The following is a 19630-nucleotide window of genomic DNA, read 5'->3' as shown; positions in this document are numbered from 1 at the left end:
GGCACCCGTCCCGGCCCCCGCACGTCGGGGACCGGCCGGCGGTGCGGCCGCGGGGTGTAGGCCCCCGGACTCGGGGCACGGGAGGGACCCAGCCGGTACCCGTCCGGCCGACCCGGAGGAGGGGCGGGACCAGCATGCGCCGGTGGTGGGGCCCGCTGATCGTCTCGGTGGTGTACCTGGGGCTCTGGTTGGGGCTGGACGCCATCGCCAGCGTCTTCCAGGCACGCCAGGAGGTGTCGCTGTGGTATCCCCCGACCGGGCTGAGCTTCGCCCTGTTGCTCGTGTTCGGGCTGCGCTACGCCCCGCTGCTCCTGCTCACCGACCCGCTGCACGGACTGGTGGTGAGCAGCCCGGAGGTCAGCTGGGTCAGCGTCTGGCTCGGCGGCGTGCTGAGCACCGCCGTCTACACGGCCGTGGCCTGGCTCCTCCTGCGGCGGCTCCGGATCGACCCTCGCCTCCCCGGTCAGCGTGACGTCGTCTGGCTGCTGGGGCTGGCCGCCGTCGCCGGGCCGTTCGTCGTCGCGGTCGCCCAGGTCGTGCAGTACACCGTCACCGGGCTGCTGACGTGGGGGGAGTTGTTCCGCGGCGTGCTCGGCTTCTGGTCCGGGCGGGCCACGGGCGTCGGGGTGCTGACCCCCGCGCTGCTCGTCGCGAGCCGGCGGGTACCCGCGCTCTGGCGCGACCGGCCGGCGCTCACCCACCCGCTCCAGGTCGGGCAGGGGGACGAGCACCCGTCCTGGCCGAGCCGGGTCCGGCCACGGTGGCTGGGCCGGCTCGCCGACCGCTTGCTGGACCAGCCGCTGGAGCTCGTCGGGCAGACCACCCTGCTGCTCGCGACGGTATACCTGGCCTACGGCGAGCCGGCGGTCGGCGGGTTGGACCTGGCCTACCTGGTGTACGTGCCGCTCATCTGGATCGCCGTCCGCGGTGGGTTCCCCCGGGCGGCGTTCGCCGTCCTCGTCGCCAACGCCCTCGCCGTGGCACTGGTGGGCCGGGACGTCGTCGAGAGCCCGCTGCGGCTGCAGCTCGGCCTGGTGACCCTCACCCTGGCCGGGTTGACCCTCGGCGCGCTGGTCACCGGCCGGCAGGCCAGCATCGCGGCCGCCGAGCACGCGGCAGTGCACGACCCGCTCACCGGGCTGGCCAACCGGGTCCTGCTCATGGACCGCCTGGACGCCGCGGCGCACCGGGCCGAGCGCACACCCGACGCCAGGTTCGCGGTGCTGTACTGCGACCTGGACGGTTTCAAGGGGGTCAACGACCAGCTCGGGCACGACGCCGGCGACGAGCTGCTCGTGGGGGTCGCGCGCCGGCTGGAGAAGGCCGTGCGGCCCGGCGACCTGGTCAGCCGGCTCGGCGGGGACGAGATGGCCGTCCTGCTCGACGGCGTGACCGGCGTCGAGGAGGCAGCCGGGGTCGCCGAGCGGCTGCTCGCCGCACTGGCCGAGCCGTACGCCGTCGACGGCCGGGAGGTCGTCGTCACGGTCAGCGTCGGGGTCGCGGTCGCCGATGCCGAGGGACTGGCCCGGCCGCGGCTCCGCGCGGAGCAGGAGGGCCTGATCGGGTCCGACGAGAGCGGGCACGCCGAGGAGGTCCTCCGGGCGGCCGACCTGGCCCTGCAGCGGGCCAAGGCGACCGGGGGGCACCGCTACGAGGTGTTCAACGAACCCCTGCGCCAGCAGACCCGGGACCGGCTGGGGCTGCGCACCGCGCTGCGCCGGGCGGTCGGGGCCGGAGCGGTGACCGTCGCCTACCAGCCGATCGTGCGGGTGGCCGACGGCCGGCTCGTGGCCGTGGAGACGCTCGCCCGGTGGCACGACGCCGAGCGCGGGGACGTGCCGGCAGCGGAGTTCATCGCCCTGGCCGAGGAGACCGGGCTGATCCACGACCTCGGCATGCAGGTGCTCGAGCAGGCCTGCACCCAGGCCGTGCGGTGGCGACGGGTCTTCGGCCCGATCGCCACCCCGCGCGTGGCGGTCAACGTCTCGACCCGTCAGCTGCTCCCCGCGGACTTCGCCCCCCGCGTGCTCGCGCTGCTCGACCGCGTCGGGCTGCCCGCGGACGCCCTCGAGCTCGAGATGACGGAGTCCTGCGCGATGGAGCCGGGGGCGCGGGCAGCCCTGGAGCGCTTCACCGCCGCGGGCGTCACGCTGGCCGTGGACGACTTCGGCACCGGCTACTCCAGCTTCGCGGCGCTGCGCGAGCGGACGCCGCAGGCGTTCAAGCTCGACCGCTCCTTCGTCGCGCGGCTGCCCGACGACCGCCCGACCGACGCGATCGTCTCTGCCGTGCTGGCGCTCGCCCAGCACCTCGGCGCCACCGTCACCGCCGAGGGGGTGGAGACGGAAGACCAGCTCCAGCGCCTGCGGGAGCTGGGGTGCCCCCAGGTCCAGGGCTTCCTCCTGGGCGGCCCGACGACCGCGCAGCAGATCGAGCGGGAGTGGCTCAGCCGTCCGAGGTGACCGCCCGGGTGGCCGGGGCAGCGGCTGTGGACGGCGACCCGCCGTCCACAGGGCTGCACCGCCGGTGTCCCACCGCCGGGAGAGCATCCCGGGCATGGCGACCACGACCGCGGACGACTCCTGGCTGCGGGAGCTCCTGCTCCGGGGCGACTGGCACCCCGACGGCGACGACGCGGAGGGGATGGCCGCCGTCCTGGCCGCGCGCGACCCGGGCGTGGACGGCACCGGCGGTGCGACCCGGGCACTGCTGTCGGCCCTCGCCACGGCCTGGGAGCGGGGCTGGCAACCGGCCGACGTCGCGCACACGGTCCGCCGGCGCGCGACCACCCGCACGGCCCGGCTGGTGGTCGCGCTGATCGCCGAGGACGCCCGCGTCACCGACGCCGCCTCCCGCGCACCCCAGGTGTGGGTCGAGCAACTGCGCGAGCTGGGCGCACTGACCGCCGGCACCGCCGCGGTGGTCGCCGCCTGGCACCGGGCGGAGGGCCGGTCGGCGGGTGAGGCGTGGCGCGAGGTGCTGGTGCTGGCCACGACGCTGCGCACCCTGGCGCGGCTGGACCAGCTGGTCCCGCCGCCGTCCCGCTGGGGCGCCGGTGCGCGCCGGGCGGAGGCCGGTCCCGGTAGCGACGACGACGACGACGCGCGGGCGATGCGCCGCATCCGCGCGCTCCTGGCCAAGGCCGAGTCGACCGAGTTCCCCGAGGAGGCCGAGGCGCTCACCGCCAAGGCCCAGGAGCTGATGAGCCGCCACGCCGTCGACACGGTGCTCCCGGACACCGGCGGGACGCCGCACCGCACCGGTGTCGCCACCCGCCGCGTGCACGTCGACGACCCGTACGTGCGGGCGAAGATGCACCTGCTGGGGGCGGTCGCCGGCGCGAACGGCGTGCGCCTGGTCTGGTACCAGAGCCTGGGCATCGCGAACCTGGTCGGCGTCGCCGCCGACCTCGACGCGGTCGAACTGCTGTTCACCTCGCTGCTGCTCCAGGCCGGGCAGGCCCTCGGCGCCGCCGAGCGGGCTGCGGGACGGCGGTCGGCGTCCCACTCGTTCCGCCGGGCGTTCCTGCTGGGCTACGCGGGCCGCGTCGGCGAGCGGCTGACGAGCGCCCGTGAGCGGGCGACCAGCGCCGCGGCGGCGGAGCAGGGCGTGGACCTGGTGCCCGCGCTGCGCTCACGCCAGGACGCGGTCGACGAGGCGTTCACCGGGCTGTTCCCGCGCGTGCGCAGCACCCGCAGCCGGTCGTCGATGGACGCCGGGGGCTACTGGGCCGGCCGCGCGGCCGCCGACTTCGCCGACGTCGGGTCCCATCGGACGCACCTGCGCTGACGAGCCGGCGTTCCACGTGGAACGCCGCGGGCACACGCGGCGGTCGACGAGGAAGGCGCCCCCCGGGCGTGGCGGTGCACATCCGGACCGCCTCGTGCGTGGTCGGACACGTCCCGCTCCCGTGACGGGTGGCCTGGTGCCGTGCCATCTGCGTTCCGTTTGCCGATCGCCGACGCCGGGCAGCCGGAGCCGGTGCCGCGCACGAAACAGACCGGCCCCGCGGGGGCGTCGTCCTCCGTCCGCACCCGCCGCATCCGGGAGACCGCGCGAGAGCTGCTCGGCTTCGAGGCGTTCCGACCGGGCCAGGAGGAGGCCACGAAGTCCGTGGTCACCGGCCGGGACACCCTCGCGGTGCTGCCCTCGGGCGCGGGCAAGTCCGCCGTCTACCAGATCGCCGGGCAGCTGGTCGCGGGGCCGGTGCTCGTCGTCTCCCCGCTCATCGCGCTGCAGCGCGACCAGGTCGGCCGGCTCGACGAGCTCGACGGACTCGACGGCCGGGCCGCCCAGCTGAACTCCGCGCTCTCGGCCGGCGACCAGCGCGCCGCCCTGGAAGGACTCGCGGACGGAACGGTCCGCCACCTCTTCCTCGCCCCCGAGCAGCTGGCCAAGCCCGAGGTCGTGGAGGCCATCGCGAAGGCGCACCCCGCGCTGTTCGTCGTCGACGAGGCCCACTGCGTGTCCGCCTGGGGTCACGACTTCCGCCCGGACTACCTGCGCCTCGGCGGGGTCATCGAGCAGCTCGGCCACCCGACGGTGCTCGCCCTCACCGCCACCGCCGCGCCCCCGGTGCGCGCGGAGATCGTCGAGCGCCTCGGCATGCGCGACGCCCGCGTCGTCGTCGCCGGCTTCGACCGCCCCGAGATCCGGCTGGAGGCCGAGCAGCACGCCGACGCCCACGCCAAGGAGAAGGCGGTGCTCGAGCGGGTCACCGCGCTGGTCGGCGACGGGCAGGTGCCCGGCATCGTCTACAGCGCCACCCGCAAGGGCACCGAGCAGATCGCCGCCGAGCTGGCCGACCGCGGGCTGCGCGTCCAGCCGTACCACGCCGGCCTGCGGAAGACCGACCGCGAGGACACCCAGCGCGCGTTCATGGACGACGAGCTGGACGTCGTCGTCGCCACCACCGCCTTCGGCATGGGCATCGACAAGCCCGACACCCGCTTCGTCGTGCACGCCGAACCCGCCGACTCCGTCGACAGCTACTACCAGGAGATCGGGCGGGCCGGCCGCGACGGGAAGCCCGCGCTCGCCGTCCTGGTCTACCGCCAGGAGGACCTCGGCCTGCGCCGCTTCTTCGCCGCGGGCGTCCCCGCAGAGGAGGAGCTCCAGCAGGTCGCCGGCCTGGTCGGCGCCGCCGAGGCCGCCGGCATCGACGACGGCGTCGACGTCCGGCAGCTGCGCGAGGAGACCGGCCGCCCGGCGACCCCGCTGGCCCGCGACCTCAACCTGCTCGAGCAGGTGTCGGCCGTCGTCCTCGACGAGGAGGGCGCCGCGCACCCGGCCGAGGGAGCCCCCTCCCCCGGCGAGGCCGCGGCCGCCGCCCGGGAGCTCGCCGAGCACCGCGAGCGGGTCGAGCAGAGCCGGGTCGAGATGATGCGTGGCTACGCCGAGACCACCGAGTGCCGGCGGCAGTTCCTGCTCGGCTACTTCGGCGAGCAGCTCGAGCAGCCCTGCGGCAACTGCGACAACTGCACCGCCGGCCTGGCGCAGCAGCAGCCCGACGAGGACGAGACGCCCTTCCCGCCGCAGACGGCGGTGCAGCACGCCCAGTGGGGCCCGGGGATCGTCATGCGCGTCGAGGACGACCGGGTCGTCGTCCTCTTCGAGGAGGTCGGTTACAAGACGCTGGCGCTGGCCGCCGTCCTGGACAACGACCTGCTCGAGCGCCGCGGCACCTGATGAAGGACCCCTTGCCCCCGCCACTCCCAGGCTCGCGCCAGGCCCCGTCCGGAGGCTCGCCGCAGGCCTCGTCCCGGGTCCCACCCCGAGCCTGCGAAGGGTGGGGAGGACGAGGTCCTGCCACGGTGAGGGGGACGGGGTCCTGCTGCCTGCACGGGGGGCCGGCAGAGCTCAGGGCGGGACCCGGGACGGCGCCACGCGAGACCCTCGTCCTGCGAAGTGCTGCCGGCGGCTCGATGATCACCACGGAGACCGGGCGACCCGCGTGCCCGGCGGAAGGAGTACACGGGTGAAGGTCCTGGGCATCAACGCCATCTACCACGACCCCTCGGCGGCCCTGGTCATCGACGGCAGGGTCGTGGCCGCGGCCGAGGAGGAGCGCTTCAGCCGGCGCAAGCACGGCAAGCGCCCGCTGCCGTGGAGCGCCTGGGAGCTGCCCGAGCTGTCGGCGGCCTGGTGCCTGACCGAGGCCGGCATCCGCGCCGAGGAACTGGACGCCGTCGCCTACTCCTTCGACCCCGCGCTGATGGGGACCCCGGAGGAGTCCGGCCTGTTCGACGACGGCGACGTCATGCGCAGGATGTACGCCGAGAAGGCGCCGGACTTCCTGGCCCACGCCCTCCCCGGCCTCGACCCGGCCAAGGTCCGGTTCGTGAAGCACCACGTGGCGCACGCCGCCTCTGCCGGGCTGGCCGCGCCGCAGCGCGACAACTCGGTGCTGGTGCTCGACGGCCGCGGCGAGGCGCACAGCCACCTCGCCGGCCGCTACACCGACGGGCAGCTGGAGGTCCTGGCCGGCCAGACGCTGCCGCACTCGCTGGGCCTGATGTACGAGGAGCTCACCGACCACCTCGGCTTCCTGCGCAGCTCCGACGAGTTCAAGGTCATGGCGATGGCCTCCTACGGCAAGCCGCGGTTCGTCGGCGAGCTGTCCGAGCTGATCCGGGCCACCGGCGATGGCGGCTTCGTCACCGAGCGGATCGACTTCACCGAGTTCGCCCCACGGCTCGGCACGGGCGACGAGTGGACCGAGGCGCACGCCGACCTGGCCGCCAGCGTCCAGCAGCGGCTGGAGGAGGTGCTCGTCGACCTGGCCCGCTGGGTGCACGAGCAGACCGGCGACCGCGTGCTCACCCTCGCCGGGGGCACCGCGCTCAACTGCGTGGCCAACACCCGCATCCTGGCCGAGAGCCCCTTCGAGGAGGTCTGGGTGCAGCCCGCCGCTGGCGACGCCGGGACGGCGCTGGGCGCGGCCCTGCACGTCGCCTCCGAGCTCGGCGAGCGCACCGAGCCGATGCCGGGCGCCGCACTCGGCCGGGGCTGGAGCGACGACGAGATCGAGCGCTGGCTGGAGACGGCGGCGATCGACTACGAGCGGCCGGACGACGTCGCCGAGGCCGTGGCCGAGGTGCTGGCCGACAACGGCATCGTCGCGTGGTTCCAGGGCCGGTCGGAGTTCGGCCCGCGCGCGCTGGGCCACCGCTCGCTGCTGGCCCACCCCGGGTTCGAGGCCAACCTGGAGCGGATGAACGACGTCAAGGGCCGGGAACAGTTCCGCCCGGTGGCGCCGATGGTGCTGCTGGAGCGGGCCCCCGACATCTTCAACCGGGGCCCGATCCCCTCGCCGTACATGCTCTTCGTGCACGACGTCGCGCCGGAGTGGCGGGACCGCATCCCGACGGTCACGCACGTCGACGGCACCGCGCGCATCCAGACGATCGACCGGGAGACCGAGCCGCTGGTGCACCGCATGATCGCGGCCTTCGAGCGCCGCACCGGGATCCCGGTCGTGGTGAACACCAGCCTCAACACCGCCGGCCGGCCGATGGTCGACGACCCGCGTGACGCGCTCGAGTGCTTCGGGTCGGCGCCGGTCGACCTGCTGGCCATCGGCCCGTTCGTCGTCCGCCGGAGCCGGTCCACCCCGAGGTGAACCAGCCGGCCTCGGGGCGCGAACACCGCCCGGCCGGCCGGGTGCCTGCACAGGTTGCGAAACGGTGACGACCGTCCCCCGGACGGAGTACTCCCGTTACCGGTGATCGGCTCAGGGGTACCGAGCCGATCAACGAAACCGCCGAGCCCTGGCGGTGGATCGCACCCTGGAGGACAACCATGGCCGCGAATGCGGGCAACACGACCAGCGGAGCACGGACCTGGCCGCAGCTCCTCTCGCTGGTGATCGGCGCCGTCTACCTGCTCGTCGGGATCGTCGGCTTCTTCGTCACCGGTTTCGACGACTTCTTCGGGCACGACACGAACGAGACGATCGTCGGCTTCGAGGTCAACCCGTTCCACAACGTCGTGCACATCCTGATCGGTGCCGCAGGGCTGCTCCTGGCGCGGACCCTCGCCGGCGCCCGCACCTACGGGTGGCTGCTGGCGGTCGGCTACGGCGCGACCTTTCTCTACGGGCTCTTCGCCGTCGGCCAGACCTGGGACTTCCTGAGCCTCAACTGGGCCGACAACTGGCTGCACCTGGTGAGCGCGCTGGCCGGGCTCGCCATCGCGCTGGGCCCGGTGCGCAACGCCGTTCCCCACCGCGGCACGCGCGTCTGAGGAACGGCCCGCACGTCGCCGGAGGCCGGGTCCCGCACCGGGCCCGGCCTCCGGCGCGTCCGGCAGAGGACGCGCGCTCGAGGGTCTGGCGACACGGCCGTCGACGGCGGAGGCTGGTCGCGGGGCGCGCCGGGGGACGACGCCGACCGCGCCCCGGTCGCGCCCGAGCCCGCGGCGCCGCACGTGCCGGAACCGGAGGCCGTGCCGTGGACGACGACGCCGTGCTGCGCGCCTTGGGCGAGGACCTCGCCCGGAACGACCCCGACCTGGCCGCCCGCCTCACCGCCGGCCCCGGCGTGCGCGTCCGGCCGCCGGGCCGGGGGGCGTTCTGGTTCGTCCTCGTCGCCGCGGTGGTGGCCGTGGCCGCGCCCTTCCTGATCGGCCCGGCCGCCTTCGGCGTGATGGCCCTGCTGGTGCTGATCGGCTGCCCCTTCGCGATCAGCCACTGCCTGCCGTGCACCCCGGACCGGCCGGACGACGACCCGCAGTCCTGATGGCGCGGCCGCGGAGCCGGACCCTGACGAGACGGCTGTTCCGCCAGGCTCTACGTTGCGCTCATGGACTTCGCTCTCTCCGCCAAGGCCGAGGACGTCTGCGCACGCGCGTGGGACTTCATGCGCGAGCACGTGTTCCCCGCGGAGCCGGTCTACGAGCAGTGGCGGGCCGAGCGCGGCCACGACAACCACGAGCACCCGCCGGTGCTGGAGGACCTGAAGGCCGAGGCGCGCAAGCGTGGCCTGTGGAACCTCTTCCACCACGAGCTGGGCGGCCTCTCCAACCTCGAGTACGCCTCGGTCGCCGAGATCACCGGCTGGTCGCCGGTCATCGCCCCCGAGGCGATGAACGTGGGTGCGCCGGACACCGGCAACATGGAGACGCTCATGCTGTTCGGCACGGCCGAGCAGAAGGAGCGCTGGCTGAACCCGCTGCTCGAGGGCGAGATCCGGTCGGGCTTCGCGATGACCGAGCCCGACGTCGCGTCGTCCGACGCCCGCAACATCCAGACCTCGATCGTCCGCGAGGGCGACGAGTACGTCATCAACGGCCGCAAGTGGTGGACCAGCGGCGCCGCCGACGAGCGCTGCCAGATCTTCATCGTCATGGGCAAGACCGATCCCGAGGGCGCCCCGCACCGGCAGCAGTCGATGGTGCTCGTGCCCCGCGACACCCCTGGCCTGGAGATCATCCGGCACCTGCCGGTCTTCGGTTACCAGGACCAGCACGGCCACTCCGAGCTGCGGTTCACCGACGTGCGCGTGCCGGCGTCGAACATCCTGGCCGGTGAGGGCGACGGCTTCATGATCGCCCAGGCCCGGCTCGGCCCCGGCCGCATCCACCACTGCATGCGGGCCATCGGGATGGCCGAGCGGGCACTCGCGCTCATGGTCGACCGCACGCAGAAGCGGGTCGCCTTCGGCCGCCCGCTGGCCGAGCAGGGCACCGTGCGCGAGGCGATCGCACTCTCCCGGATGGAGATCGACCAGGCCCGCCTCTACGTGCTCAAGACGGCCGACCTGATCGACAAGTACGGCGCCAAGGGCGCCCGCACCGAGATCTCCGCCATCAAGGTCGCCGCCCCGCGCGTCGCCCTCGACGTCATCGACCGCGCCATCCAGGTGCACGGCGGCGCCGGGGTCAGCAACGACACCGTGCTGGCGCGCTTCTACGCGAGCGCCCGCACGCTGCGGATCGTCGACGGCCCGGATGCGGTGCACATCCGCGGGGTCGCCAAGGAGGAGCTGGCGCGCGAGCGTCCGTACGTCGGCTGAAGAAGGACCCCGTCCTCCCCACCCCTCGGAGAAGGACCCCGTCCTCCTCACCGTGGAAGGGCCTCGTCCTCCCCACCCTTCGCAGGCTCAGGGTGGGACCCGGGACGAGGCCTGCGGCGAGCCTCTGGACGGGGCCTGCCCTGGACGGGGCCGGGCACGGGCACCCGTTCCGGGATGTCGGTGCCCGGTGCCAGGCTGCCTCCGTGCCCACGGACCCCGAGGCCGAGGACCTGCTGAGCGAGCACCCCGAAGCGGTCGCAGCCACCGCCCAGCGGCTGCGCACGGTGCTGCTCAAGGCGCACCCGCAGCTGGAGAAGCGGGTGCGGCGCGGCTGGCACTCGATCAACTACCGCGACCCGGTGGCCAGCTTCGTCTGCGCGGTGTTCCCGACGGCGGACCGGGTGCAGCTGGTGTTCGAGCACGGCGCCCGGCTGCCCGATCCCGAGGGCCGGTTGTCCGGCACCGGCAAGCAGGTGCGCACGCTCGACCTCGCCGCTCCCGAGGAGGTCGACGCCGCCGTCGTCGCGACGTTCCTCGACCACGCCGTCGAGCTGGGCGCCGGGCTGCGCAGCCGCTGAGCGGCCGGGACGACGTCAGGGGGCGATCGTCCCGCCGAAGCCGCCGCCGGCGAGTTTGGCCATCAGCTGCGTGCGGTCCAGGCCCACGGCCTCCAGCGCGTCGCCGTCCCGGTCGGTGTCGATCTCGTCCGGCAGCTGGGCAGCGACCCTGTCCGCGGTGTCGTTGTCGCCCTCGGTGTGCAGCACCCGCAGCAGCTCCTGCTTGTCCAGCTTCACGCCCGACCTCCGCTCGGTCCGCCTCCAGGAGGCCCCAGCGTGGTGCGCGCCACCCCGGCGCGCAACGGGAGGGCCGCCGAGGCCAGGGTCCGGATGCGGTGGTCAGCGGTGCTGCGCGCGCCGGTACAGGAAGGCCGCCACCGCCGCGAGGACGACGCCGAGGAACAGCTGCGCGACGCCGACGACGGCCTGGTCGCTGACGAACCACGTCACCGACGACACCAGCAGGACGACGGCGACGCCGGCCACGAGCAGGGCGACGAGACGCTCGCGGCGGTCCCCCGCGGGTGAGGTCATGCGGCCGACCCTAGGCCTCCGCGAGGCGAGCCCCGGGCGGCCGGTGACCACCGGAGGGGGCCCGCGGCCGGGGCAGCGGGGGGCCGCGGCCGGGTCAGCGGGGGACCGGCGCCCCGTTCCGCTCCGCGGCCAGCCGGTCGCGCTCCGCGGGCCAGCGGGCGAGGGCGTCGACCAGCTCCCCGTGCAGGAAGGCCATGAAGTCCCGGGTCTCGGCCAGCCGCCGGCCGCCGGGACGCTCGGTGCCGAGGAGCTCCACTCCCCCGGCGACCGCCTCCTCGAAGCGACGCAGGCTGGCCAGCTCCGCGGTCATGAAGCGCGACCACAGGTCGCGGTCGTCGAGCACGTAGAGGTCGCTGCGGGTGCCCGGCTCCCGCTCCCGCACGAGCAGCCCCACCTGCACGAGCTGGCGGACGGCGCCGCTGATCGCTGCCGGGCTGACGCCGAGGCCACGGGCGAGGTCGCCGGCGGTGTAGTGGTCGGCGTCATCGGCGAGGGCGTAGGCGAGCACCCGGGCCGGCATCGGCGCCATGCCGGCCTCCCGCAGCACGAGCCCGAAGCGCTCCACGAACCGCAGCAAGGCCATCCGGTCGTCCTCGACGTCCGCCACGTGCGCCCTCCCGTCCTGGGACCGTACGGCCCACGCTACTCGATCATCGCGCAATCAACACACTTCACAAGTTCGTGAAGCATGTGTACGTTGCGACGGCATGGACACGACGATCTCGGTCTCCGGCCTGGTCAAGACCTTCGGCGCCACCCGGGCCCTCGACGGCCTGGACCTCGAGGTGCGGAGCGGGGAAGTGCACGGCTTCCTCGGCCCCAACGGCGCCGGCAAGTCGACGACCATCCGGGTGCTCCTCGGGCTGCTGCGCGCCGACGCGGGCACCGTCCGCCTCTTCGACGGCGACCCCTGGGCGGACGCCGTCGCCCTGCACCGCCGTCTGGCCTACGTGCCCGGCGACGTCACCCTGTGGCCCGGCATCACCGGCGGGGAGGCCATCGACCTGCTCGGCCGGCTGCAGGGCGGCCTCGACCCGGCCCGCCGCGCGGCGCTGCTGGAGCGCTTCGACCTCGATCCGCGGAAGCGGGCACGCACCTACTCGAAGGGCAACCGGCAGAAGGTCGCCCTGGTCGCCGCGCTGGCGTCGGACGCCGAGCTGTACGTGCTCGACGAGCCCACCTCGGGCCTCGACCCGCTGATGGAGGCCCTGTTCCAGGACGAGGTGCGCCGACTGCGCTCCGAGGGCCGCACGGTGCTGCTGTCCAGCCACATCCTCGCCGAGGCCGAGGCACTGTGCGACCGGGTCAGCATCATCCGGCACGGTCGCACCGTGCAGAGCGGCAGCCTGTCCGAGCTGCGTCACCTCACCCGCACCTCGGTCGCCGTGGAGACCGTCCGCCCCGTCACCGGCCTGGCCGGGCTGCCGGGCGTGCACGACCTGCGGTCCGACGAGGGCCGGGTGCGGTTCGACGTCGACAGCGACGCCCTCGACGCCGTCGTCCGGCGCCTCAGCGGGTTCGGCATCCGCTCGCTGACCAGCGCGCCCCCCACGCTGGAGGAGCTCTTCCTGCGGCACTACGGCCAGGAGCCGGTGGAGGACCGCCTGGTCCGCACCCCGGAGGAGGTCCGGTCGTGAGCGCCCCGCACACCTCGCTGACGGGAACGGGGACCCTGCTGCGGTTCGCGCTGCGCCGCGACCGCCTCCGGCTGCCGATCTGGGTGGCCGCGGGGGCCCTGCTCGTGGCCACCCAGTCGGTCTCCAGCCAGGCGCTGTACGACTCACCGGCCGACCTCGCCGCCTACGAGGCCTCGGTGGGCAGCAACGCCGCCACCATCGCGCTGGCCGGGCCGCCGGTGGGCCTGGACACCGTGGCGGGTGCGGTCGCGTTCGAGATCTCCGCCTTCGTCGTCCTCGTGGCGGCGCTCATGGCGGTGTTCACGACCAGCCGGCACTCGCGGGCCGACGAGGAGGCCGGCCGCACCGAGCTCGTCCGCGCGACGCGGGTGGGCCGGCACGCCCCGCTGCTGGCCGCCGTCCTGACCGCGGCCATCGCCTGCGTCGCGACGGCGGTGGCCATCGGCGCCGCCGCCACCGCCACCGGGCTGCCCGCCGGCGGCTCCTTCCTGCTCGGGGCCTCGGTGGGCGCCGCCGGCCTGGTCTTCACCGCCCTCACCGCGGTCGTGGCCCAGGTGACCGGGTCCACCCGGGCGACCCACGGCATCGTCGGCGCGGGCCTCGCCGTGGCCTTCGTGCTGCGCGCCGTCGGGGACGTCGAGGGCAACCGGCTCGTGTGGACCTCACCCATCGGCTGGGCCCAGGCCACCCACCCGTACTCCGACGACCGGTGGTGGCCCCTGCTGCTGTGCCTGGCCGCCACCGCCGCCCTCACCGGGCTGGCCGTCGCGCTGCTGGACCGCCGCGATCTCGGCGCCGGCCTGGTGGCGCCCCGGCCGGGCCCGCCGGCGGCGGCGCGGGCCCTGCTGTCGCCCCTCGGCCTGGCCCTGCGGCTGCAGCGCGGCGCCCTCGCCGGCTGGACCATCGGCCTGGTGCTGCTGGGGCTGGTGTACGGCGGCCTGGCCGAGTCGGTGGAGACGCTGTTCGCCGACAACCCGGAGGCGCGGGCGTTCCTGCCCGACGCCGCCAGCCTGGTCGACGCCTACCTGGCCACCACGTCGGCCACCACCGCGCTGCTGGCGGCCGCCTACGCGGTGTCCGCGGTGCTGCGGGCGCGCGGCGAGGAGGCGGCCGGGCGGGCCGAGCCGCTGCTGGCCGCCGCGGTCAGCCGGCCGGCCTGGCTCGGCAGCCACGCGACGGTCGCCCTGCTGGGCTCCGCCGTCGTGCTGCTGGCCTCGGGTGCCACCACCGCGGCCGTCCGCGCTGCCGCGACCGGCGACGGGGCGGAGTTCGGCCGGCTGCTCGCCGCGACGGCGGCCTACGTACCGGCCGTGTGGGTGGTGGCGGGGGTGGCGCTGGCGCTGTTCGGGCTGCTGCCGCGGGCCGCCACCGCCACGGCGTGGGCCGCGGTGGCCTACGTCGCGGTCACGACGCTGTTCGCCGAGTCCTTCGACTGGCCGGCCTGGGTCGACGACCTCTCCCCTCTCGCCTGGACGCCCACGGTCCCCGTCGAGGAGTGGCAGGCAGCTCCGCTCGCCGTCCTGATCGCCGTCGCCGCCGGCCTGCTGGCGCTGGGCCTCGGCGGCTTCCGCCGCCGGGACCTGCTCACCGGCTGAACGAGGACCCACCCTGCAGGGGCCCTGCTTCAGTCGGCCTGGTTCGGCGGCTCGCCGGCGGCGCGCGCCTCGGCGGCCCGGACGGGGTCGTAGGCGCAGGCGTCGGCCACGTCGGTCGCCGCCACGGGATCGTCCGCGGGCTCGCCGGGCGCCGGGGTCGCCGAGCCGGGAGCCGGGGTGGGGCTCGGCGTCGGCGTGCCGTCCGCGGCGTCGTCGTCCGCCGGGGCCGGGGTGATGGCGTCGTCGACGACCGCGCGCATCCGGTCGTAGTCGGGGTATGCCGGGTCGATCACGGTGTTGTCGAAGACGACGCTGCGGACCTCGGCGTCCTTGACGAGGAACGCCAGATCGACGAAGTCGTCGAGGGCCGACCGAGGGATGTCGGTGCTCACGATGTCTCGTGTGGTGGCCGCGAGCTCCTGGTAGCGCTCCAGCAGGGTCACCGGGTCGGCGGCGTCGATGATCGCGTCGATCGTGCAGCGCTGGCGGTCCATCCGGTCGTAGTCGGTGAGCCCGTACCGGCCCCGGGCGAACTGCAGCGCCGTCCAGCCGTCCATGTGCTGGGCCGGTCCCGGCTCGATGTAGTCGTCCGGCAGCTCCTGACCGGTGATCCCGTTGATCGGCACGTAGTAGTTGACGTCCACGGTGATGCCGCCGAGGGCGTCGACCAGCCGGGCGAAGCCGTCGAGGTTGACCAGCACGAAGTAGTGGATGTCCAGGCCGAGCGCCTCGCCGACGCCCAGCTTGAGGAAGTCCGCGCCGGGGTCGTCGGTAGGGCCGAGGATGTCGGGGTACCAGGCCGGCCCGGTGCGGTAGACGGCGTTGAGCAGGCTGTCGGACTCGTTGGCTCCCTCGAACCCGTCGGGATACACCTCGGCGAGCGGGCTGTCGGCCGGGAAGGGCAGGTCCTGCAGGTTGCGCGGGAGGCTGAACAGCGTCGTGTCGCCGGTTCGGGTGTCGACGCTCGCCACGATCACGGTGTCGGTGCGCACGCCCTCCCGGCCCTCACCGCCGTCCCCGCCGAGCAGCAGCACGTTCACCCGCTCCTGGTCGCCGAACGGGTCGTCGGTGTCGGTCACCGTGGCCGACTCACGGTCGGCGAAGACGCCGTCGATGAGCCCGCGCTGGGCGAGCGCCACCTGGCCGGCGGTGACCACCGGGTACGCGATGCCGGCGACCAGCGCGGCGACGAGGAGGCCGCCCAGCAGGTGCTTGCCGCGGGAGGTGCGAGCGGGCAGCAGCACCCGGTAGCCCGCCACGACGACGAGGACCCACAGCAGCCCCAGGACGAGGACCCCGCCGAACACCCAGACCAGCGCGGTCGGGTCGACGAGGACTCGGGCGGCGGTCCGCTGCCCGGTGGTGGCCAGCCAGGCGGCGCCGCCGACGAGCGCGAGGAAGGACACGAGGACCAGGGCGCCGAGCCGGCGTCGTCCTGCTGCCAGGAACGCCGTCCCCGGGAGGACGGCGTTCAGCACGGTCAGGCCCAGCGTCGCGGGGAAGCTGCGGCCGCGGGCCTGCGGCCGGGACCGCGGGCCCTGCGGTGGCGGGGGCAGGGGTCGCGACGGGCCGATGGGACGCGTTCCGTCCCACTCGTGCTCGCTCACCTGGTCTCCTCGCTGTCCTCGACCGGCCCCGACTCGCGGCCCATGCTCCCACCGACCGTGCCGACGTACCGTCGTCCCGACCGCCGACCTGCGCGAACACCCGGCCGGGTACCCCCGCCGGTGGGCGACTCACCCACGACCGGGGACCCGGAACCGGGACGCCGCCCGCGGAGGCACTCCGTATGGTCGGTCCCCGTGCGCATCGCCACCTGGAACGTCAACTCGATCCGCACCCGCGCCGACCGCGTCGTCGCCTGGCTGCAGCGCTCCGACGTCGACGTCCTGGCTCTCCAGGAGACGAAGTGCCGGGACGACCAGTTCCCGGAGTCCCGGTTCACCGACCTGGGCTACCAGGTCGCCCACGTGGGCCACTCGCAGTGGAACGGGGTGGCGCTGCTGTCCCGCGTCGGCCTCGAGGACGTCGAGGTGGGCTTCCCCGGCCAGCCCGGCTTCGGCAGCCCCGAGCCGGCGGTCGAGGCCCGCGCGCTGGGTGCCACCTGCGGCGGGGTGCGGGTGTGGAGCCTGTACGTCCCCAACGGGCGCACGCTGACCGACCCGCACTACGAGTACAAGCTGCAGTGGCTCGAGGCGCTGCGGACGGCGGCCGGCGGCTGGCTGGCCGAGGACGCCGGCGCGCAGGTCGCCCTCGTCGGCGACTGGAACATCGCCCCGCAGGACGACGACGTGTGGGACGTGCGGGTCTTCGCGCACTCCACGCACGTCTCCGAGCCCGAGCGCGCCGCCTTCCGCGCGATCGTCGACGCCGGTTACGCCGACGTCGTCCGGCCGCACACCCCCGGCCCCGGCGTCTACACCTACTGGGACTACACGCAGCTGCGCTTCCCGCGCCGCGAGGGCATGCGGATCGACTTCGTGCTGGGCTCCCCCGCGCTGGCCACCCGGGTCGGCGGCGCGCGCATCGACCGCGAGGAGCGCAAGGGCAGGGGCGCCAGCGACCACGCGCCTGTCGTCGTCGAGTTGGCCGGCTAGAGCATCGACCCAGCGCCGTGGGGCACGTCTGGGGCACACGGCGCACCGGCCGCACCCCAGCCCGCATCGATGGCGCTCCGCGTCCGGTCGTCCGAGGCCGGCACCAGGTGCCCGTAGGTGCTCAGGATCAGCGAGGCGTCCTCGTGCCCCGATGAGGACACCTCGTGGCGGGGTTCGCGGACAGTCGTTCAGATGCTCGGCGCGTCATCACCGGCTGATCCTCCGAGCGCGTGGACGATGGGCCCGCGACCGCTTCGTCCCCGAGCAGCTGGCCGCGCTGATGCTGGCGGTCGCGGCCGACCTGCGGATGCCGTTCGAGCCCGGTCGGACTCGACATCCGCACACGATGCCAAGCGGAAGGGGCTCGGCCACATGAGCGGGTTGTCTCGGCGGGAGCTCCTGGAATATGCGTCGGTAGCAGTGCTGGGGATCGGGCTGGGTCGTGGCTTGACCGGGCACGACCCTGCTGAGAGCAGTGACAGAACCGAGCGGCTCATCGGCGACGGGTCGACCGCCGACACAGGTCCCCAGCCGCACCAGCCAGTGCCCGAGCGGCTGGAGCCAGGACAGACGCCGCCGCAGTTCGTCGTCTTCTCCTGGGACGGAGCCGCCAACCTGGAGACCGGACTGTTCCCGCGGTTCCGCTCGCTGGCGGCCGAGTACGGCGCGGCGATGACCTTCTTCCTCAGCGGCATCTACGCCCTGCCGTCCGACCACCGGATGCAGTACGCCCCGCCACGGCATCCGGTGGGCGCCTCGGACATCACCTTCCTGTCCACCGCCGAGGTCGTCGCCACCATGAGCGAGGTCCGCGCCGCCTGGCTGGACGGCCACGAGATCGGCACCCACTTCAACGGGCACTTCTGTGGGGACAACGGGGTCTCGCTGTGGACGCCGGCCGACTGGGCCGAGGAGATCGCCCAGGCCAAGCGGTTCGTGCAGACCTGGAAGACCACCACCGGGCTGACCGGCCGACCCGACGTGGCGCCGCTCCCCTTCGACTACGAGCGCGAGCTCATCGGCGGCCGCACCCCCTGCCTGCAGGGCCAGGAGGGGTTGCTGCCCACCGCCGCTGCGCTGGGCTGGAAGTACGACGCCAGCTCACCCGGTGGAGTGCAGATCTGGCCCGACCAGCGGTTGGGCCTGTGGGACTTCCCCCTGCAGGCCGTGCCGTTCCCCGGCGCCCTCCCCGGTAAGAGCCGCCACGCCCTGGCAATGGACTACAACATCATGTACAAGCAGACCAACGGTGATACGGACGGCGACCCGGGCATGTACCCGACCTGGCGAGCCCAGGCCCGCGACGCCTTCCTCGCTGGCTTCGAGCGCGCCTACACCACCAACCGGGCGCCGCTGTTCATCGGCAACCACTTCGAGCAGTGGAACGGCGGCATCTACATGGACGCCATCGAGGACGCCCTACGCCAGATGGCCGAACAGCCTGACGTGCGCCTGGTGTCCTTCCGCCAACTCGTCGCCTGGCTGGAAGTCCAGGACCCGACCACGCTCGCCCGGCTGCGGACACTCTCGCCGGGTCAACCACCTCCCGACGGATGGCGCACCTTCCTGGCGCCCTGATCATGGCTGTGGTGTCCATCAGGGCCCACGATGCCGCGTGGAGATTCTTGTAGCGGAGCGCCGCGGCCGATCAGCTGAAGTCAGCCGATCGCTTGCGCAGGCGTTGTGCCCCTGAGAGATCGTTTCACTTGACCTCGGCGTGGCTGCCGTAGGACGTGATCTGTCCCGAGCAGGCTGGCCTGGGTGCTCGAGGAGCTCGTGCCCGACGGACCGTGGCTGCGGATCGCTCCGCTGCTGCCGCCGTCCAACTTCCGTCGCCACCGCTATCCGGACCGGTCGACGATCGCGCCGCGCTGGCCGGCCTCGTCTTGGTGCCCAGGACCGGGATCAGCTGGAATCAGCTGCCCAGGGCGGCACCGCCCCGACCGCGTCCACCCGGACTGGAGGACTACTGCAGGTCCGCGGTTGACAACTGGTAGGGCACCCGCCGCCTTCCGGCAGACGTCGCCAACCCGAATCCGAGCCCGCATGGTCGAGCAGATTTCCGGCGGAGACTCGCCCGGTATGCGGTGCTGCGGTCAGCGACTCCGCCTCCTACCGATCTCGAGCGGCTCGTGCCGGGGAGTGATCACCAGTGCTCCGGTGGCTGCTCAGGAGGTGCCTGCTTCTCACTGGCGACGTCGGGACGGATGGTGGATCTGCCGCCCGCCGCACTTCGCTGGCCGCTTCCGCACAACCAGGCCAGCTTCGGTCGTTCGCCGCGCACCCCCAGCACCGTCGCCCGTGTCACCGGCCCCGACATCCGCATGAAGCTTCCGAGGCGGCACGGCGTCACGCGTCCGAGTGGTACAGGCGACGGGACGGGCTCCGCGTCGGCGGCGTCTCCCGCGCCGGACTCGTCAACGCCGACGTCGGCGACCTCCGAGGAGGGGCAGCAGGTGCAACGCATTCGCGGCCTCTCCCGCGCGTGGAACTGCAAGCGCGGCGACGTCGACACCCTGCGGGAGTTGCACGCCGTCATAGGCGACTTGCTGGCTCTTGAGAAGCGCTGAGCCCCGCCGCCACAGGACGGCGGGGCTCAGCGCCTAGACGAGTAAGTCCTATCGGCCGGCAGGGTCATAGGGCGCTGTAGGCGCGGACGGAGGGTGTTCAGGCTCGGGTTGTGACGACCGACCTCAA

General features: G+C 74.1%; 17 protein-coding genes and 1 pseudogene. 14 read left to right on the top strand and 4 right to left on the bottom strand.

The annotated features are described in order from the left end of the window. Positions 1–134 precede the first annotated feature (134 nt). The 8 genes from BUB17_RS21945 to BUB17_RS27110 all read left to right on the top strand — a co-directional run bounded on the left by BUB17_RS21945 (position 135) and on the right by BUB17_RS27110 (position 10591). Positions 135–2462: a putative bifunctional diguanylate cyclase/phosphodiesterase gene (locus BUB17_RS21945; protein ID WP_072920793.1), complete on the top strand. Its 2328-nt coding sequence runs from the start codon at positions 135–137 to the stop codon at positions 2460–2462. Positions 2463–2556: 94 nt separating this feature from the next. Continuing rightward, positions 2557–3789, top strand: coding sequence for a DUF2786 domain-containing protein (locus BUB17_RS21940; protein ID WP_141243146.1), 1233 nt, complete (start codon positions 2557–2559; stop codon positions 3787–3789). Between the two features lie 141 nt (positions 3790–3930). After that, a complete protein-coding gene (locus tag BUB17_RS21935; RefSeq protein WP_244277424.1) occupies positions 3931–5688 on the top strand; it encodes a RecQ family ATP-dependent DNA helicase in 1758 nt (585 codons plus the stop codon). Between the two features lie 289 nt (positions 5689–5977). Continuing rightward, positions 5978–7621, top strand: coding sequence for a carbamoyltransferase family protein (locus BUB17_RS21930; RefSeq protein WP_072920792.1), 1644 nt, complete (start codon positions 5978–5980; stop codon positions 7619–7621). A gap of 179 nt (positions 7622–7800) precedes the next feature. Then, on the top strand, positions 7801–8244 hold the full coding sequence (locus tag BUB17_RS21925) for a DUF4383 domain-containing protein (RefSeq protein ID WP_072920791.1): 444 nt from the start codon (positions 7801–7803) through the stop codon (positions 8242–8244). Between the two features lie 206 nt (positions 8245–8450). Beyond that, positions 8451–8738 carry a DUF3040 domain-containing protein gene (locus BUB17_RS27115; protein ID WP_072920790.1) on the top strand — a complete coding sequence of 96 codons (288 nt, stop codon included), beginning with the start codon at positions 8451–8453 and terminating at the stop codon, positions 8736–8738. Between the two features lie 63 nt (positions 8739–8801). Beyond that, entirely contained in the window at positions 8802–10013 is a 1212-nt protein-coding gene (locus tag BUB17_RS21915; protein WP_072920789.1) for an acyl-CoA dehydrogenase family protein, read from the top strand. A 203-nt stretch (positions 10014–10216) separates the two neighbouring features. Next, complete coding sequence (locus tag BUB17_RS27110) at positions 10217–10591, top strand: DUF1801 domain-containing protein (RefSeq protein ID WP_072920788.1); 375 nt, start codon at positions 10217–10219, stop codon at positions 10589–10591. 15 nt (positions 10592–10606) lie between these two features. Here BUB17_RS27110 and BUB17_RS21905 read toward each other — a convergent pair whose 3' ends face one another. From BUB17_RS21905 to BUB17_RS21895, 3 genes are all read right to left on the bottom strand, one after another. Further along, the gene (locus BUB17_RS21905) at positions 10607–10807 is read right to left on the bottom strand and encodes a hypothetical protein (protein ID WP_072920787.1); all 201 of its coding nucleotides are present in this window, start codon (positions 10805–10807) and stop codon (positions 10607–10609) included. A 102-nt stretch (positions 10808–10909) separates the two neighbouring features. Then, entirely contained in the window at positions 10910–11104 is a 195-nt protein-coding gene (locus BUB17_RS21900; protein WP_072920786.1) for a hypothetical protein, read from the bottom strand. A gap of 94 nt (positions 11105–11198) precedes the next feature. Beyond that, positions 11199–11711 carry a GbsR/MarR family transcriptional regulator gene (locus BUB17_RS21895; RefSeq protein ID WP_208983572.1) on the bottom strand — a complete coding sequence of 171 codons (513 nt, stop codon included), beginning with the start codon at positions 11709–11711 and terminating at the stop codon, positions 11199–11201. A 100-nt stretch (positions 11712–11811) separates the two neighbouring features. On the opposite strand from BUB17_RS21895, the gene BUB17_RS21890 reads away from it, so the two are divergent. Together BUB17_RS21890 and BUB17_RS21885 are read left to right on the top strand one after the other, a co-directional pair. Continuing rightward, a complete protein-coding gene (locus BUB17_RS21890; protein WP_072920785.1) occupies positions 11812–12741 on the top strand; it encodes an ABC transporter ATP-binding protein in 930 nt (309 codons plus the stop codon). After that, the gene (locus BUB17_RS21885) at positions 12738–14336 is read left to right on the top strand and encodes an ABC transporter permease (RefSeq protein WP_083606516.1); all 1599 of its coding nucleotides are present in this window, start codon (positions 12738–12740) and stop codon (positions 14334–14336) included. The genes BUB17_RS21890 and BUB17_RS21885 overlap by 4 nt, the downstream gene beginning before the upstream one ends. A gap of 29 nt (positions 14337–14365) precedes the next feature. On the opposite strand, the gene BUB17_RS21880 is transcribed toward BUB17_RS21885, so the two are convergent. Continuing rightward, a complete protein-coding gene (locus BUB17_RS21880) occupies positions 14366–15943 on the bottom strand; it encodes an LCP family protein (RefSeq protein WP_083606515.1) in 1578 nt (525 codons plus the stop codon). Between the two features lie 195 nt (positions 15944–16138). Between BUB17_RS21880 and BUB17_RS21875 the strand changes: the two genes are divergently transcribed. The 4 genes and pseudogenes from BUB17_RS21875 to BUB17_RS21860 all read left to right on the top strand — a co-directional run bounded on the left by BUB17_RS21875 (position 16139) and on the right by BUB17_RS21860 (position 19503). Beyond that, a complete protein-coding gene (locus BUB17_RS21875) occupies positions 16139–16933 on the top strand; it encodes an exodeoxyribonuclease III (protein WP_072920784.1) in 795 nt (264 codons plus the stop codon). Between the two features lie 543 nt (positions 16934–17476). Continuing rightward, positions 17477–18511: a polysaccharide deacetylase family protein gene (locus tag BUB17_RS21870; RefSeq protein WP_244277423.1), complete on the top strand. Its 1035-nt coding sequence runs from the start codon at positions 17477–17479 to the stop codon at positions 18509–18511. Positions 18512–18694: 183 nt separating this feature from the next. Then, positions 18695–18858: pseudogene (locus tag BUB17_RS21865) on the top strand (transposase); the annotation flags it as partial. Positions 18859–19140: 282 nt separating this feature from the next. Next, positions 19141–19503: a hypothetical protein gene (locus BUB17_RS21860; protein WP_072920782.1), complete on the top strand. Its 363-nt coding sequence runs from the start codon at positions 19141–19143 to the stop codon at positions 19501–19503. Positions 19504–19630 lie beyond the last annotated feature (127 nt).

Source organism: Geodermatophilus obscurus, from assembly GCF_900143215.1.
GTDB lineage: Bacteria > Actinomycetota > Actinomycetes > Mycobacteriales > Geodermatophilaceae > Geodermatophilus > Geodermatophilus obscurus_A.
This window is presented reverse-complemented; position numbering and strand designations above follow the sequence as displayed.